Origin of the sequence: uncultured Winogradskyella sp., from assembly GCF_947498005.1 — a bacterium.
Classification (GTDB): domain Bacteria; phylum Bacteroidota; class Bacteroidia; order Flavobacteriales; family Flavobacteriaceae; genus Winogradskyella.
Genome location: NZ_CANMIW010000003.1, coordinates 247,774 through 263,757, shown reverse-complemented (window position 1 = coordinate 263,757; position 15,984 = coordinate 247,774). Strand labels below are relative to the sequence as shown.

General features: G+C 32.2%; 9 protein-coding genes. 1 reads left to right on the top strand and 8 read right to left on the bottom strand.

Translation table 11 applies throughout. The annotated features are described in order from the left end of the window. Positions 1-133: 133 nt before the first annotated feature. A complete protein-coding gene (locus tag Q0891_RS06965) occupies positions 134-7,207 on the top strand; it encodes an Ig-like domain-containing protein (protein WP_299100127.1) in 7,074 nt (2,357 codons plus the stop codon). A gap of 232 nt (positions 7,208-7,439) precedes the next feature. Here Q0891_RS06965 and Q0891_RS17285 read toward each other — a convergent pair whose 3' ends face one another. From Q0891_RS17285 to Q0891_RS06930, 8 genes are all read right to left on the bottom strand, one after another. Continuing rightward, complete coding sequence (locus Q0891_RS17285) at positions 7,440-8,441, bottom strand: acyltransferase family protein (protein ID WP_367179564.1); 1,002 nt, start codon at positions 8,439-8,441, stop codon at positions 7,440-7,442. Between the two features lie 99 nt (positions 8,442-8,540). Further along, entirely contained in the window at positions 8,541-9,920 is a 1,380-nt protein-coding gene (locus Q0891_RS06960; protein WP_299100125.1) for a nucleotide sugar dehydrogenase, read from the bottom strand. A gap of 157 nt (positions 9,921-10,077) precedes the next feature. Continuing rightward, positions 10,078-11,097, bottom strand: coding sequence for an NAD-dependent epimerase (locus Q0891_RS06955; protein WP_299100123.1), 1,020 nt, complete (start codon positions 11,095-11,097; stop codon positions 10,078-10,080). A gap of 91 nt (positions 11,098-11,188) precedes the next feature. Next, positions 11,189-11,566: a hypothetical protein gene (locus tag Q0891_RS06950; RefSeq protein ID WP_299100121.1), complete on the bottom strand. Its 378-nt coding sequence runs from the start codon at positions 11,564-11,566 to the stop codon at positions 11,189-11,191. A gap of 48 nt (positions 11,567-11,614) precedes the next feature. Next, positions 11,615-12,814, bottom strand: coding sequence for an alanine dehydrogenase (locus tag Q0891_RS06945; protein ID WP_299100119.1), 1,200 nt, complete (start codon positions 12,812-12,814; stop codon positions 11,615-11,617). 112 nt (positions 12,815-12,926) lie between these two features. Beyond that, positions 12,927-13,481 carry a hypothetical protein gene (locus Q0891_RS06940; protein ID WP_299100117.1) on the bottom strand — a complete coding sequence of 185 codons (555 nt, stop codon included), beginning with the start codon at positions 13,479-13,481 and terminating at the stop codon, positions 12,927-12,929. Between the two features lie 244 nt (positions 13,482-13,725). After that, positions 13,726-14,190 carry a tRNA (adenosine(37)-N6)-threonylcarbamoyltransferase complex ATPase subunit type 1 TsaE gene (tsaE, locus tag Q0891_RS06935; RefSeq protein WP_367179559.1) on the bottom strand — a complete coding sequence of 155 codons (465 nt, stop codon included), beginning with the start codon at positions 14,188-14,190 and terminating at the stop codon, positions 13,726-13,728. Between the two features lie 172 nt (positions 14,191-14,362). Further along, a complete protein-coding gene (locus Q0891_RS06930) occupies positions 14,363-15,910 on the bottom strand; it encodes a PglZ domain-containing protein (protein ID WP_299100115.1) in 1,548 nt (515 codons plus the stop codon). Positions 15,911-15,984 lie beyond the last annotated feature (74 nt).

The window sequence follows — 15,984 nt, the reverse complement described above, 5'->3', positions numbered from 1 at the left end:
ATGCGTTTGGTCGAAAAAAATAACAATTAACTGCGCTTTGTCGAATAATTTAGCGTTTAAACCTTGAAAAACATTTTTATTTTATAGCTTGCAATATTTACTTATGTTAATTAAAAATGTTCCCTAAAAATTTATGAGAGCTCCTAAAATTACCCTGAACTACATCGGTTATATACCAATATTAATATTATTCTTTATTTTTTCTAGCCTAAATGCTCAGCAATTAGCGTTTCCTACCGCTAAAGGTGCTGGTGCATATTCCACTGGTGGACGTGGTGGCCAAGTTATACATGTTACAACTTTAGATTGGGATGCACCAGGAGGTTTACGTGAAGCGATTCAAACACCTGGACCTCGAATAATTGTTTTTGATGTAAGTGGAGAAATAGATGCAACGAGTCAAGGGGCTTATACACCAATAATTACAGGGCCAGAGTATGATAATATTACAATAGCTGGTCAATCAGCTCCAGCAGGTGGAATTACTCTTATTACAACAGAATTTATGTTTACAAACGTAAGTAATGTAATCATTCGTTATATACGTTTCAGAGGAGGTATAAATAGTTATCAAGATGCAGTTTGGCTTACAGGTGGTAATAATATTATAATAGACCATTGTACTTTTAGTCATGGAGGAGATGAATCTGGAAGTTTAGCTTCAAGTTCAAGACCTATGTCAGATATGACTATGCAGCACTGTTTTTTCCAAGATAGTAAAACGGGTAGTATTTTGGGTACAGATAATCTTATAGGTGATTTTACTTTTGTTAATAATGTATTCAGTAATATATCCCATAGATTTCCAAATCCAAAAGGAGATGGACAATATGATATAATTAATAATCTTGTATATAACTGGAAATATAGACTAATTAGAGTATCAGGTGAGGGAACTTACAATGTTATAAATAACTACTACAAAACATCAGTAAACGGAATTAGAAAACCAGGATGGTTTGGAGATGGCTATATTGGTACATGGTTACAAAAAGTTCAAACGCAAGCCTCGGATAATCCGCTCATATATTCAGCAGGTAGTATAGTTACTGGCCAACGAGAAACTCCTCAAACAGATGATAGTGATATGTGGACTGTTTTTGCAGGATCTCATTTAACGGAAAACACTCAAGTGCCAAGCCAATATTTTACTTCAGTTGCCTTCCCAATCGTGGGTCATAGTTATCCAATAAAAACGGCACATCAACTTTATGAAGATATACTGTTGGATGTTGGTGCAGACAAAACACTGAATGCAAACGGAACTATTTACCCTTACAATGATGATAAAGATGCTCAAGATATCTTAATGATTCAAAATGATACATATGCTGGTAGTTATTATGATGCGAAAGCATTAATTCCTTACCCTGTCGTTCCAGAAAATACAAGACCAGCGAGTTTTGATACAAATAATGATGGGATGCCAGATGTTTGGAAAGCATCTAGAGGATATGCTGCAGATGATGATATTTCTAGCCTAGTTTGGCCAAGTGGATATGTTGGTGTAGAGGAATATTTGAATGAAATAGATCTCAATGGTGTCGAAATTATTGATGTCACAGGTGTAGAAGTAACACCAGAGACAGCAACGATTAATATACCTGATACAGCAAGCTTATCTGCAACTTTTTTGCCTTCAGACGCTACTAATCAAAATGGAACATGGAGTAGTAGTGATGAATCTATTGCAACTGTTAGTCAAAGTGGAATAGTATCACCAGTTTCTGAAGGAGAGGTAACTATAACTTTTACTACAAGTGATGGCGATTTTACTGATGATGCAATTATAACAGTTACAAATGTTGTAATTCCATTAGAATCTGTTATAGTAACACCTGAAACTTCGAATATTGAATTAGGAAATAACTTGCAATTAACAACAGAATTTTTTCCATCTAACACATCTGATATTTCTGGAATATGGAGTAGTAGTGACGACACTATTGCTACAGTTGATGAAGATGGAAACGTTACAGCATTAATGGTTGGAGAAGTAACTATTACGTTTACTGCTAATGATGGCGGATTTTCAGATAGCTCATCAATCACTGTTGTTGATGATTTTTTTGGAACATATCCCTTATACAATGCAGATACAGATGTAATTATACATGATATTATTGGAGATACTGATATTAATTTAGAAAATGAAAGTGAATATATCAACTTTAGATGTATACCAGAAGGTGGTGATGATACCTCTGCAGTAGAAAGTGTTGGTGTTACGTGGACAGGACCATCAAGTGGTAACTGGATAGAAAGTGATCCTATTTATGCAGGATTACCAAACGGACACGTTGGTTTAAATTTTGAACCATATTTAGTTGAAGAAGGAACTTATGATTTTGTAATAACCTATTACAGTGGGAATGGTGGAACAGGCAGTGTTGTTGCTGTTGATAATTTTGCATTAACGTTTTTTTTTGATTCACTCTCTTCGGCTACTGCAGGAGAAGATTTTGATATTTGTATTGGTGAAACAACTACGTTAACCGCATCTGGTGGATTAAATTATTTATGGGATAATGGAGAGATAACGCCATCAATCGATGTAACACCAACAGAAACAACAACTTATTTAGTTACAATTTCAGATGATCAAGGTAATTCTGTTGATGCAAGCGTTACAGTAAACGTTAATGAATTACCAGTTGCAAATGCTGGAGAAGATCAGACGATATGTGAAGGTTCTACTATTTTCTTAACAGCTTCAGGAGGAACTTCTTATTTGTGGAGTAATGGAGAAACAACAGAATCTATAGAAGTTAGTCCTACTGTAGAAACTACATATTCAGTAGAAGTTAGTTCTAATAATTGTACAAGTACAGACGACGTAACAATTTTTGTAAACGAAGCACCTGATTTAATAATTTCAGAAGATATAGTAATTGTTGAAGGTGAATCTACTTTATTAACAGTGAGTGGTAGTGATAATTATCAATGGAGCACAGGGGAAATTACGGATTCTATTACAGTTAGTCCAATTTCTACAGAAGTTTACAGTGTGAGTTCTGTTGGAGTTAATGGCTGTACGAGCTCTGTTAACGTAACAGTAACGGTAATACCAGAAGTTGTAGCATATGCAGGTGAAGACGTAACGGTTTGTAGTGGAGAATCTGTTACATTAAATGCTGCAGGTGGTTCTACATATACTTGGGATAATGGAGAAGAAGGTTCTGAAATTATCGTTAATCCTACATTAACAACGACATATACGGTTACTGCAGAAGATGACTATGGTTACACAAGTACAGATAGTGTTACTATCTATGTTATAGAGTTACCAAATATTACTATTGGTGATGATATATTTATAATGATTGGTAATTCAGCAACCCTTACAGCAAGTGGTGGTGTTGAATATTTATGGAATACTACAGAAATAACTCCAGAAATTACCGTAACTCCAGATGTTACTACAACGTATTCTGTTGTAGGGACTTCAGAATATGGATGTGAAAATTTTTCAGAAATTACAGTTAATGTTGTAGAGTTACTTGAAGCTAACGCAGGAGAAGACACTTCAATATGTATAGGAGATAGCATCACATTAAATGCTTCTGGAGGAACTGGTTATGTATGGAATACAGGAGATGAAGGTGCGTTTCCAACATTTACACCTACTGAAGATACTACTTACACTGTAACCGTTACAGATGACTATGGAAATTCTGATACTGACGATGTAACTATCATTGTAAACCCTATACCAACGGCTGATGCTGGTGAAGATCAAATAATATGTAATGGTGAATCTGTAACACTAACAGCTACTGGGATTGAAGGAAATATATTTTTATGGAATACAGGAGAAACTACAGAATCGATTACTGTAAACCCAAATGAAAACACAATTTATACAGTAGAAGTTTCTAATGGCACATGTTCTCATTCAGATGATGTAGAAGTAACTGTTTTACCAACTCCGGAAATTGTATTAACTGAAGATTTAGTTATTATTATCGGCGAATCTACTACTCTTGAAGTTTCTGGAGGAGATTCGTATTTATGGAATACTGGTGACAACACTACGTCTATTACGGTAACACCAACAGAAACAACTACTTATTCTGTTACTGGTTATCTATTAAATGGATGTGAAGCTACATCCGAAGTTACAATAACGGTAATACCTCAGATAGTTGCAGATGCTGGTTTTGATTTATCAATATGTGCAGGAGAAACCGTGACACTTACGGCTTCAGGTGGAACTACTTATCAATGGAGTAATGGGGAAATTGGTGCATCAATTACAGTTAACCCAATTGAAGATACTACATATACTGTTACAGCTACAGATGATTACGGAAATTCAGATTCAGATGACATCACAGTAACTGTAAATGAACTACCAAGTATAAATGTTGGTGATGATGTACTTATTAACGAAGGAGAAAGTACAACCTTGGTTGCCAATGGTGCAGATACATACTTATGGAATACAGGGGAAAATACAAATGAAATAATTGTAACACCCGCTGTAACTACTACGTATTCAGTAACGGGTTATTCCATAGAAGGATGTGAAATTACGGAACAAATTGTTGTGACAGTAATTCCTGAAGTAATAGCTGATGCAGGAATGGATGTAGAAATTTGTTATGGAGAATTTGTGACTTTAAATGCAACTGGAGGAACTAATTACTCTTGGAATACAGGACAAAATAATGCTTCCATAATATTAAACCCAGAAGTGACAACAACCTATACTGTTGAGGTAAGTGATAATTATGGTAATTCTGATACTGATAGTGTTACCGTAATCGTTAATGATTTACCTACAATTAATTTAATTGATGAAATTACAATTCTTGAAGGTGAAAGTGCTGATATCGTTGTTAGTGGAGCGGATTCATATTTATGGAGTACAGGAGAAACCTCGGATATGATTTCAGTATCTCCTATAGAATCAACCACATATAGTGTAACTGGTTACTCAGAAAACGGATGTCAAATTACCGAGGAAGTTATAGTTGTTGTTGCGTCAATTGTTATTGCAGATGCAGGGTCTAATGTTGCAATTTGTAATGGTGAAAGTGTAACTCTTACTGCCTCAGGAAGTTTATATTACTTATGGAGCACAGGAGAAACTAGTGCTTCAATTACGGTTAATCCAACACAAACAACATCATATTCTGTAGTTGTTTCTGATGAATATGGAAATATGGACACAGATAGTGTTATTGTTACCGTACCCGATATGACTACAGTAACACTTAGTGAAGATGTATCTATTTATACTGGTGAAAGTACTACTTTAGTTGTAAATGGAGCAGATCAGTATGTTTGGAGTACTGGTCAAACTTCTAACGTAATAGAAGTTAGCCCTGGACAAACAACTACGTATTCTGTAACAGGTTATTCATCTAATAGTTGTGCAAGTGAAGAATTACAAGTTACCGTTACTGTTATACCTCAGATTGATGCTAATGCTGGTAATGATGTATCAATTTGTATTGGAGAAAGTGTTGTAATTACAGCAACTGGAGGAGATAACTATGTATGGAATACAGGAGCAACTGGTGCTTCTCAATCATTTTCGCCAACAGAAACGACAGTTTATACTGTAACTGTTTCAGATAATTTTGGAAATTCGGATACGGACAGTGTTACTGTAACTGTAAACGAGTTACCTACTTTAACTATATCTGAAGATGTAGAAATTATTGAAGGTGACAGCACAACTCTATTTGTAACTGGTGCGGAAACATACATTTGGAGTACTGGTGAATCGACAGAGACAATTACTGTCAGTCCTACGCAAACAACGACTTATTTTGCTATAGGTTATACAGCAGAAGGCTGTCAAAGTCAAGCGGTAGTTACTGTAATCGTTATACCCGAAATAATTGCTGATGCAGGTAATGATGTTTCAATATGTATTGGTGAAAGTGTAACCTTGAATGCTTCTGGCGGAATAAGCTACTTATGGAATACTGGCAACACTGATGCATCAATTACGGTTACACCAAATGAAACAACAAGTTATACGGTTACTGTTTATGATGAATTTGGAAACTCTGATACGGATAGTGTTGTAATTACGGTTAATGATATACCAGAAATTAGTGTAAGCGAAAATATATATATAATTGAAGGAGAGAGTGCGACTTTGAGTGTAAGTGGAGCTGTAACTTATCTATGGAACACTGGAGATACAACAAGTTCTCTTACCGTTAACCCGACCCAAACCACAACCTACACTGTAGTTGGATCTTCAAACTCATGTGATAGTCAGCCACAAGAAATTACAGTAACAGTTGAACCGTTATTTATTGCTTCTGCGGGTACTGATGAATACATATGTGATAACTTAAGCTATGAAGTAGTATTAACAGCTAACCAAGGAGATAGTTATTCATGGAGTACTGGTGAAACATCGCAATCAATCATCGTTTCTCCTATATCCACAACAACGTATAATGTTATTGTTACTCAAGGGGAACAACAAGATTCAGATTCGGTTACTGTCTACGTAGATCCTAGTCCAGAAGTTGTTATTTCTAACGGTGACAATGTCGATATTTTAAATGGTGATTTTATTACCCTTTCAGCTTCAGGAGCTAATAGTTATGAGTGGAATAATGGTGCCACACAGCCAAACATTGCAGTAAGTCCTACTATTACAACTACATATGAAGTACGAGGTTATGTAGGTGATTGTTACGATGAAAAACAAGTAACAGTTAATGTACTTAACCCGGTAATAGCAGATGCTGGTGATGATATGTTTATTTGTGTTAACGATGTTGTAACCTTAACAGCAACAGGTGGAGATGACTACGTTTGGAATACGGGAGAGACAACTCAATCTATTGAAGTATCTCCATCAGAAACTACAGATTATATAGTTACGGTATTTAATGCATTAGATTTTGATGAAGCAACGGTTAGAGTTGAAGTAGATTTAACTTGTACTACGGAATCAGATAATCCAATCGATAGTGAAAATGTAGAATTGGTTGTTTATCCTAATCCAGCTTTTAACGAAGTTAATGTGAAACTTTCAGGTGGATTAGAAGTGTCTAATATTCAATTCTTTGATATTACCGGTAAATTAGTTCATACGGCTCAAATTTTTAATGAAGAAATGAATCCTTCAACAACAACGACTATTGATATTAGATCATTCCAAGCTGGAGTATACTTTGTAAAGTTCGTAGATGAACGAAATAACGTAACAAAAAAGTTACTCGTAGAATAGATTATTTTACTATTAAATAATAATTACAATTGACCTGAAACTTATTTGATCTATGTCTAAAGATTTTTTATTAACTAATAAAATCTATTGGTAGTAATTTGAGTGTTGAAAATTAAAATTGACTGAATCTCAATAGAACTTATAATTCAGAGATTGCATAATAAGTTAGTTTGCTATATCAATGCCTTATTATTTTACCGTTAAATTAATTTAGTAGGAATAATACAAAATTTTAGGAACCACCGATTAGCTCTCTTCCTATTTTAAGTTTCATCAACAAACTTCCTAAGATTAATGAAATTGTCATAGAACTCACAAATGCCAATGAAATAGCTAGTATAATTGGTAGATTTTGCACAAAGAGGAATGTGAAAAATATTTTTAATAATGGTTCGTGAATGAGGTATAAATAGTAACTATTGTGATTTATAAATGAAATTGTTGGTTTAATTTTTTGTACTAAGTTATCATGTTTTGTTATGATCACATTTAAAAACCCATATATAAAAAATAAAGACAAAATACTTAAAACTAGTAGTACTTGATTTATGGAAAATTGAATATACTTATTGTCAAAGAATTTTATTGAACAAAAGTAAATTACAAATAACACCAAATGTGTTAAAAATATACATAACACTTTTCCCTTCAAAAAACTTAATATAACTGTTGAATTTTTGTTGAATAGATTGCCTAATTGAAAAAAGATAAAATACCTAGCCACTAGACCTAAAGGCTGTAAATGAAAATAATTAAGCGGTAGTACAATAAGATATAAGAAAACACCGAGAATGATGCTAAAAACATAATGCTTACATAAGTACGTTTCAAATTTATAATATAACAGAAACATTACGAACATCATTAAAAGAAACCACAGGTGTCCGGCTCCAACCCATAGATGTGACAAGAATGATAATACCGAATTATAATCTAAAAATACCCAAATGTAAAATGGAGCAAGAATTAAATAAGGTACAATTAATCTCCTAGATTTTTTTTCAAATAAAATTTTAAAACTGGAATACTTGTTGTAATTATTTCGTAAAAAGAAATAAATATAACCTGAAATAAATACAAATAGAGGCATAGAAATAGTAGATGTATATCTACCAATGAAATCTGCAATAATATTGTATTCATAATATTTACTTACATCCCAACTATTTCGAAAAGGAGAAAAGGAATGTCTAAGAACAACTAATGTTATACCAACTGCTCTTAACAAATTCATATGACTTAAATCTTTTTTTAACATTTAGCGTAATTTTTATTTTTCTAATTAATGTCTTAAAAAAGTTAAGAATGTAAGTAATATTACTATGTTTTAGGATTACTTTCCTATAGAAGAATATTCAAAGCCAATCTTTTTCATTTCAACGGGATCTAATATGTTTCTACCATCAAAAATAAATGCAGGCTTTTTCATTTGGCTATAAATTTTTTGCCAATCATATGTTTTAAACTCATCCCATTCAGTCATAATAGCAACTGCATGAGCATCCTTTGTTACTTCGTATGGATCATTGTAAGATTTAACCAAATCGTTATTTTCAGCTTCAGATCTAGTGTTTAAATAATTCAGATCCACTTGAACCTTTTCTCCGTTTACCTTTGGATCATAAACAGCTATATTAGCTTGTTCGCTTAACAAATGATCTGCTACATAAATGGCTGCTGATTCTCTAGTGTCATTAGTGTCCTTTTTAAAAGCCCAACCTAACATTGCAATCTTTTTACCAGAAACTGTATTATATAAAGTACTAATCAAGTTATCAGAAAAACGACGTTTTTGATGATCATTTAATATAATTACCTGCTCCCAATAATCAGCAACAGCTTGTAAGTTATAGCTTCTTGCAATGTAGACTAAATTTAAAATATCTTTTTGAAAACAAGATCCTCCAAATCCAATAGAAGCATTTAAGAATTTAGGTCCAATTCGAGAATCCATCCCAATTGCTTTAGCAACTTCGTTAACATTAGCCTCTGTATGTTCACATAATTCAGAAATAGCATTAATTGAAGAAATACGTTGTGCTAAAAATGCATTCGCTGTTAATTTAGATAATTCTGAAGACCAAACATTTGTTCTTAAAATACGATCTTGAGAAACCCAACTTCCATAAACATTGGCTAAACTTTCAATGGCTTCTTCTGACTCTCCTCCAATTAATACGCGATCAGGATTAAGTAAATCTTGAACGGCTGTTCCTTCGGCTAAGAATTCAGGATTAGATAAAATACTAAACTTAACGTCTTTACCAGTATTATGTAATATACTCTTTATTGCTTGCGCTGTTCTTACAGGTAATGTAGATTTTTCTACAACAATTTTATCGGTAGTCGCAACTTCCGCAATATTTCTTGCACATAATTCAACATACTTTAAATCTGCAGCCATACCTTTTCCTTTACCATAAGTTTTGGTAGGTGTGTTTACAGAAATGAAAATCATTTCAGATTCTTTTATAGTTTTATCTATTTCCGTTGTAAAGAATAAATTTTTACCTCTTGTTTCTTCAACGATTTCTGCTAAACCAGGCTCATAAATAGGCAGTTTAGAAACATCTTTATCATTCCAAGCTGCGATACGCTCAGCATTGATATCAACAATAGTAACTTTTATATTTGGATTCTTTTTTGCAATGACTGCCATTGTAGGACCTCCTACATAACCAGCTCCGATACAACAAATATTTGTTATTTTCATTATTTAAAGTTTATTTAGACTTGAGTTAATTGTCGTAAAAGACAACAAATTTGATTGAAATTATTTTATTTGCGCAATATAATATATAAAGAACACTTTTTTACGATAAGTATCCACCTAAACATAGATTTCGTGACCTTTTAATAATAATAAAATCCTATTTATAATAATTTTTAAACCAATCAATGAAAGACTTAACACCATGTTTTATAGATGTGTTAGGTCTGTAATCATAATCTTTTATTAATTCATCTACATCTGCCCAAGTTCTTTCTACATCACCAGGTTGCATTTCCATCATGTTTTTGGTTGCAACTTTATTTAAGTTAATTTCAATTTCTTTTATAAAATCTAAAAGTTTTACAGAATCATTATTTCCAATATTATAGACTTTATATAATTCTTTTGAAGCAATTCTTTCGGTTGTAGATTTTTCTATTATTCTCACAACGCCTTCAACTATATCATCAATAAAAGTAAAATCTCTTTCCATGTTTCCATGGTTAAATACTTTTATAGGCTTATCATTAACAATTGCATCTGTAAATAAAAACATCGCCATGTCAGGTCTTCCCCAAGGTCCGTAAACTGTAAAAAACCTTAAACCAGTAGTTGGTATTTTAAACAAATGACTGTAGGTATGTGCCATTAATTCATTACTTTTTTTAGTAGCAGCATAGAGGCTAATTGGGTGATCTACGTTGTCGTCAGTGGAAAATGGAATTTTTTTGTTCATTCCATAAACACTAGAACTACTTGCATATACTAAGTGTTTAATAGCATTGTTTCTACAGCATTCTAAAATATTTAAGAATCCAACCAAGTTAGAATCTACATACGTTTCTGGGTTTTCTAAACTATATCTTACACCTGCTTGGGCTGCTAAATTACAAACGATTTCAAATTCTTCGCTCTCAAATAGCTTAGGAAGTTTAATACGATCTTCAAGATTCATTCTAACAAATGTAAAATTGGTAGAATTACTTTTACAAATACTATTAAATTCTTCAGCCTCAGTTTTGTCTATACCTAACTCTTTAAGTCTATCATATTTTAAATTAACATCATAATAATCGTTAACATTATCTAAACCAACCACTTGATGACCTTTAGATAAAAGTATTTTTGATACATAAAATCCTATAAAACCTGCTGCTCCTGTTACTAATACTTTCATGATAAAATAATTTTACAATTTTAAAGAGGGATGTCAAATATTAAAATTTTGTGTGATACCTCTAAATTTTATGGTAATCAATTTCAACAAATTAGATGTTTGTATACTTAATATCGAGGATTGTCGCTATTGAGTCACAATTTTTAATTTTCAACTCCATTTCGCGCTCTTTGTAGGCATTATCTATAAAATAGACTTTACAAGAATCTAATTTTGTCTTGCTTTTAGAAAAATTAACACTCCCAAATTTTATTAAATCAACAACTGTGGTTGAGTCGATTTTATTATCATTTATAAATTTTGAAGCATCAGAAGTGTAGTTAATAGATTTTGAACTGATATTTTTTACCGTTCTAGCATTTGGACTATAATCGCAAGATGCATCTTTACCGTTTAAAAAAAACATTAATAGAATTAATCCTATTGCAAATCCGCCTAGATAATAGCCTAATCGATTTATAAATTTCATAGATAAATAAAATGTTCTGTCAGTAGACTAGAAGAAGTCAACTAAATTTTAAAAGATTAATAAATTAGCATCGTTGTAATCTAAACCAAACCATTCTGCTACTGATTTATTAGTTAAAATGCCGTGGTAAAAGTACAACCCATTTTTTAAACCTCTATCAAATCTTAAGGCATTTTCTATGCCTCCATATTCTCCAATTTCTAATAGGTATGGCGTAAAGATATTACTTATTGAAACTGAAGCAGTTCTTGAATATCTTGCAGGAATATTTGGTACACAATAATGTATTACGCCATTATGCTCAAAAGTAGGCTTATCGTGAGTGGTAACTTCACTAGTTTCGAAACATCCTCCCATATCTATACTGACATCTATAACAACGGAGCCATTTTTCATGTGGTTTAGCATACTTTCGGTTATTACAATAGGTGCTCTATTAACTCCTCTAACAGCGCCAATGGCTACATCGCAACGTTTAAGTGCTTTTATGAGGTTTTTAGGTTGCATTGTTGATGTATAGATAGTGCGACCTAAATTATTTTGAAGTCGTCGCAATCTTGTAATAGAACTATCAAAAACTTTAATATTGGCTCCTAAACCAATAGCTGAACGCGCTGCGAATTCGCCAACAGTACCAGCACCTAATATGACCACTTCGGTAGGAGGAACGCCATTAATATTACCCATCATTAAACCATTTCCTCCATTTACGTTAGATAATAATTCAGATGCAATTAATATAGATGCCGTTCCGGCAATTTCACTCAAAGAACTCACTGCTGGATATGCGCCATCATCATCCTTTATATATTCAAAAGCTAAAGCTGTGATTCTTTTTTTTGCAAGAGCTTCAAAATAAGACTTTTCTTGAGTTTTAATTTGAAGTGCAGAAATTAATAAGGTTTGAGGGTTAATTAATTTAATTTCATCTAATGAAGGAGGTTCAACTTTGAGGATGATAGGGCAGGAGTACACTTTTTCTGTATCCTTTGTAACTTCTGCGCCTGCTTCGCTATAATTTTTATCTTTAAAATTAGCACCTTCACCAGCACCAGATTCTAATAAAACACGATGGCCGTTTGCTGTTAAAGCTGAGACCGCATCTGGAGTTAAGCAAACTCTGCGCTCTTGAAAATGTGCTTCTTTGGGAATGCCTATAAAAAGCTCACCTTTTTGCTTTAATATTTCTAAGGTTTCCTCTTGAGGTAATAATTGGGCTTTAGTAAAGGGAGATAAAGATATACTCATTGAGTCAGTTAATTTATATAGTAATGCAATATAACGAAACGTTATAAATATTACTAAAATTAATCTAACCTTAAATTATTTATAATTTTTGAATATTAATTGAAAGTGAATTTTAAAAATATTGTTTAACCTTGCTCCAAACGCCTTTAGGTTTTATCATAAACTCGGCTTCCATTTCTTCTAGTGTTTTATTAGACATGTTTATTTTGTTAAACATTTTGGCTCTAATTAAATATATTGAAGGCACTACAATGACTAAAACGGGTAACAATATTAAAATTTGATTTTCATCTGTATTTTCGAGTTCGGCGTGATAGCTAGTAATTATTTGAAACGAATACATAACAATCGGTACAAGTAGAGCGTGATACCACCAATGTTTACAAGTAAAAAACCAAATAAACATTAAAATAAGAGGAACTACTTTACCTGTGTAAACCCACATGGCATATTGAGCAGATTCCCAAAAACCGCTTTCGTATGTACCCAAAAAAGTGTCCCAAACAGCTGTATCTGGAACACTTTCGTGTAATAAATATAATAATGGAGTAGAACTAATAAAAGTAGCAATAATAGTACCTAGTATTGCTGTTCTACTTAAATTATTATTAACCCCATTTAACGAGTTTTCTTTTCTTTTTTTCGATTTTTGTTGTAGTCTGTCCATCTAAATCAATAATGTTTGTAGCTTGTACAGTAAATAACATTCCACCGAAAATAGCAATTGCTAGTACTAGGTTTTTTTTAGTTTTCATAATAAAAGGGATTTAATTAATTAATACTTCAAAAATAAAAGCATTATCAAGTGCTTACAAATTTAAAGTAGTTAAAATCCGATAGATTATGGGGTATTAGTTACGGTTTTACCGTAATACTAGTAGGTTTCTGTAGGAATTATTCTATAAGTAAAATTATAGATTTACTGTTTTCATAGCTAACTTATGGGTTAAATGTTTGTCGTTTATTGTTAATTTGAGGGATCTTTTATTATTTTCAATGTCAGTGATAGTAACGGTTTGAGAGTTATCAGGTATTAATTCTTCAATGCGCTCTGGCCATTCCATAAATAACCATGAATCACTACTTAAATAATCTTCTATTCCAAAATTGTATGCTTCTTCAATAGAATTTATTCTGTAAAAGTCAAAATGGTAAATTTTATCGTCAGGTATAGTGTATTCATTTACAATAGAGAAGGTTGGGCTCGTGGCAACATCATCACTTTGCATCGCTTTAAGCAGTGCATTAATAAATGTTGTTTTACCAGCTCCCATACTACCACTAAATAGTATTATCTTAGAATCTAAATGCTCTAATATACTAGCAGCAATTGCGTCGATATCCTTTAAATAATATGTGAACTTTATTGTTTCCACTAAATTTTAAAATAATTTAACGATACAAGGGTAAGAAAAATATTTTGGATAACCTAAAAAAAAGCGTATTTCATCGATTAATTTTGCATTTTAAGGATTATTCTTTCAGTGTTTTAAAGAATTATTCAAGACAATGTCTTTAATTTACTTAATCATTTAAAGAATAATTTTTCTATTTAGGCTCCATAACAACAAAAGGAATAACCATCTCTTCTAAAGAAACACCTCCATGTTGATAAGTGTTCCTGTAATAACTTACGTAATGATTAAAGTTATTAGGATAAGCTAAAAACATATCTCCTTTTGCAAATATAAATGAGCTACTCATAGTTAATGAAGGCAAGTGAACGGATTTTGGATTTTTAACGGCTAATACATCCTTATCTTGGTAGGTTAAACTTCTACCCGTTTTGTAACGTAGGTTTAAACTGGTATCTCTATCACCAATAACTTTTGAAGGTGCTTTTACATTTATTGTTCCGTGATCTGTAGTTAAGATTAATTTAAAACCTAGCTGCTGAGATAGCTGAATCATTTCTAATAAAGGCGAATTTTTAAACCAACTAACCGTAAGTGATCGATAAGCTTTATCATTTGATGCCAATTCTTTAACAACTTCCATTTCTGTTTTAGAATGCGACAGCATATCTACAAAATTGTATACAATTACATTAAGATCATTATCTTTTAAGGATCTAAAATTTTCAACTAATTTTTTTCCAGCTTTTAGATTTGTGATTTTATGATATGTATGCTTTAAATTCCCAAGACCGAGACGTTTTAATTGTTCTCTTAGAAAATCGCCTTCGTGCATGTTTTTACCACCTTCATCAGTATCGTTTTTCCAATATTGAGGAAATAAGCTTTCCATATCCGCAGGCATTAAGCCTGAAAAAATGGCATTTCTTGCATATTGTGTAGCTGTCGGCAGAATGCTATAAAATGCTAATTCTGATGCTTTTTTGTAATAATTATTAACTATTGGTTCAAATGCTTTCCATTGATCGTAACGTAAATTATCAATTACTACCAAAACTGTTGGTTGTTTATCACTGAGTTCTGGGACTACTTTATCTTTAAATAAGGTATGAGACATTACAGGTGCATCAGTATTGGGCAGAAACCAATCTTCGTAATTTTTTTCGATAAATTTTCCAAACTGATTGTTCGCCTCTGTTTTTTGAGATTCTAAAATATCAGTCATTCCAACATCTTCAATTCCTTCCAGTTGTAATTCCCAGTAAATCAGTTTTTGATATAAATCCACCCATTCTTCATAAGAATTAACCATTGACAAATCCATAGCAATCTTTCTAAATTCTTGCTGGTAATTAGATGTTGTCTTTTCAGAAACTAAACGCGAGTGGTCTAAATTCTTTTTTAAACTCAATAAAATTTGATTAGGGTTAACAGGTTTTATTAAATAATCAGCTATTTTATTTCCAATAGCTTCTTCCATAATATATTCCTCCTCGCTTTTGGTAATCATTACAATTGGTAAATTGGCACGTCTTTCTTTAATTTCGTTTAAAGTTTCTAATCCAGTAAGTCCTGGCATATTCTCATCTAAAAAGACAATATCGAAATTAGTATCATTTATTATTTCTAAAGCTTCAGTTCCACTTTGGCATTTAGTCACTACGTAACCTTTCTGTTCTAAAAAAATAATATGTGGCTTTAATAAATCGATTTCATCGTCAACCCAGAGAATATTTATCATGTTATGGTATATTTGTTTATTATTAATAATGATTTAATTATTTGCTTGCTGAATACATGTTTTTGTCAGCCTGA

Bases quoted from the DNA above. Each gene is read 5' to 3' on its own strand.
- Q0891_RS06965 (WP_299100127.1), top strand. From the start codon at position 134: ATGAGAGCTCCTAAAATTACCCTGAACTACATCGGTTATATACCAATA.
- Q0891_RS17285 (WP_367179564.1), bottom strand. From the start codon at position 8,441: ATGAATTTGTTAAGAGCAGTTGGTATAACATTAGTTGTTCTTAGACAT.
- Q0891_RS06960 (WP_299100125.1), bottom strand. From the start codon at position 9,920: ATGAAAATAACAAATATTTGTTGTATCGGAGCTGGTTATGTAGGAGGT.
- Q0891_RS06955 (WP_299100123.1), bottom strand. From the start codon at position 11,097: ATGAAAGTATTAGTAACAGGAGCAGCAGGTTTTATAGGATTTTATGTA.
- Q0891_RS06950 (WP_299100121.1), bottom strand. From the start codon at position 11,566: ATGAAATTTATAAATCGATTAGGCTATTATCTAGGCGGATTTGCAATA.
- Q0891_RS06945 (WP_299100119.1), bottom strand. From the start codon at position 12,814: ATGAGTATATCTTTATCTCCCTTTACTAAAGCCCAATTATTACCTCAA.
- Q0891_RS06940 (WP_299100117.1), bottom strand. From the start codon at position 13,481: ATGGACAGACTACAACAAAAATCGAAAAAAAGAAAAGAAAACTCGTTA.
- Q0891_RS06930 (WP_299100115.1), bottom strand. From the start codon at position 15,910: ATGATAAATATTCTCTGGGTTGACGATGAAATCGATTTATTAAAGCCA.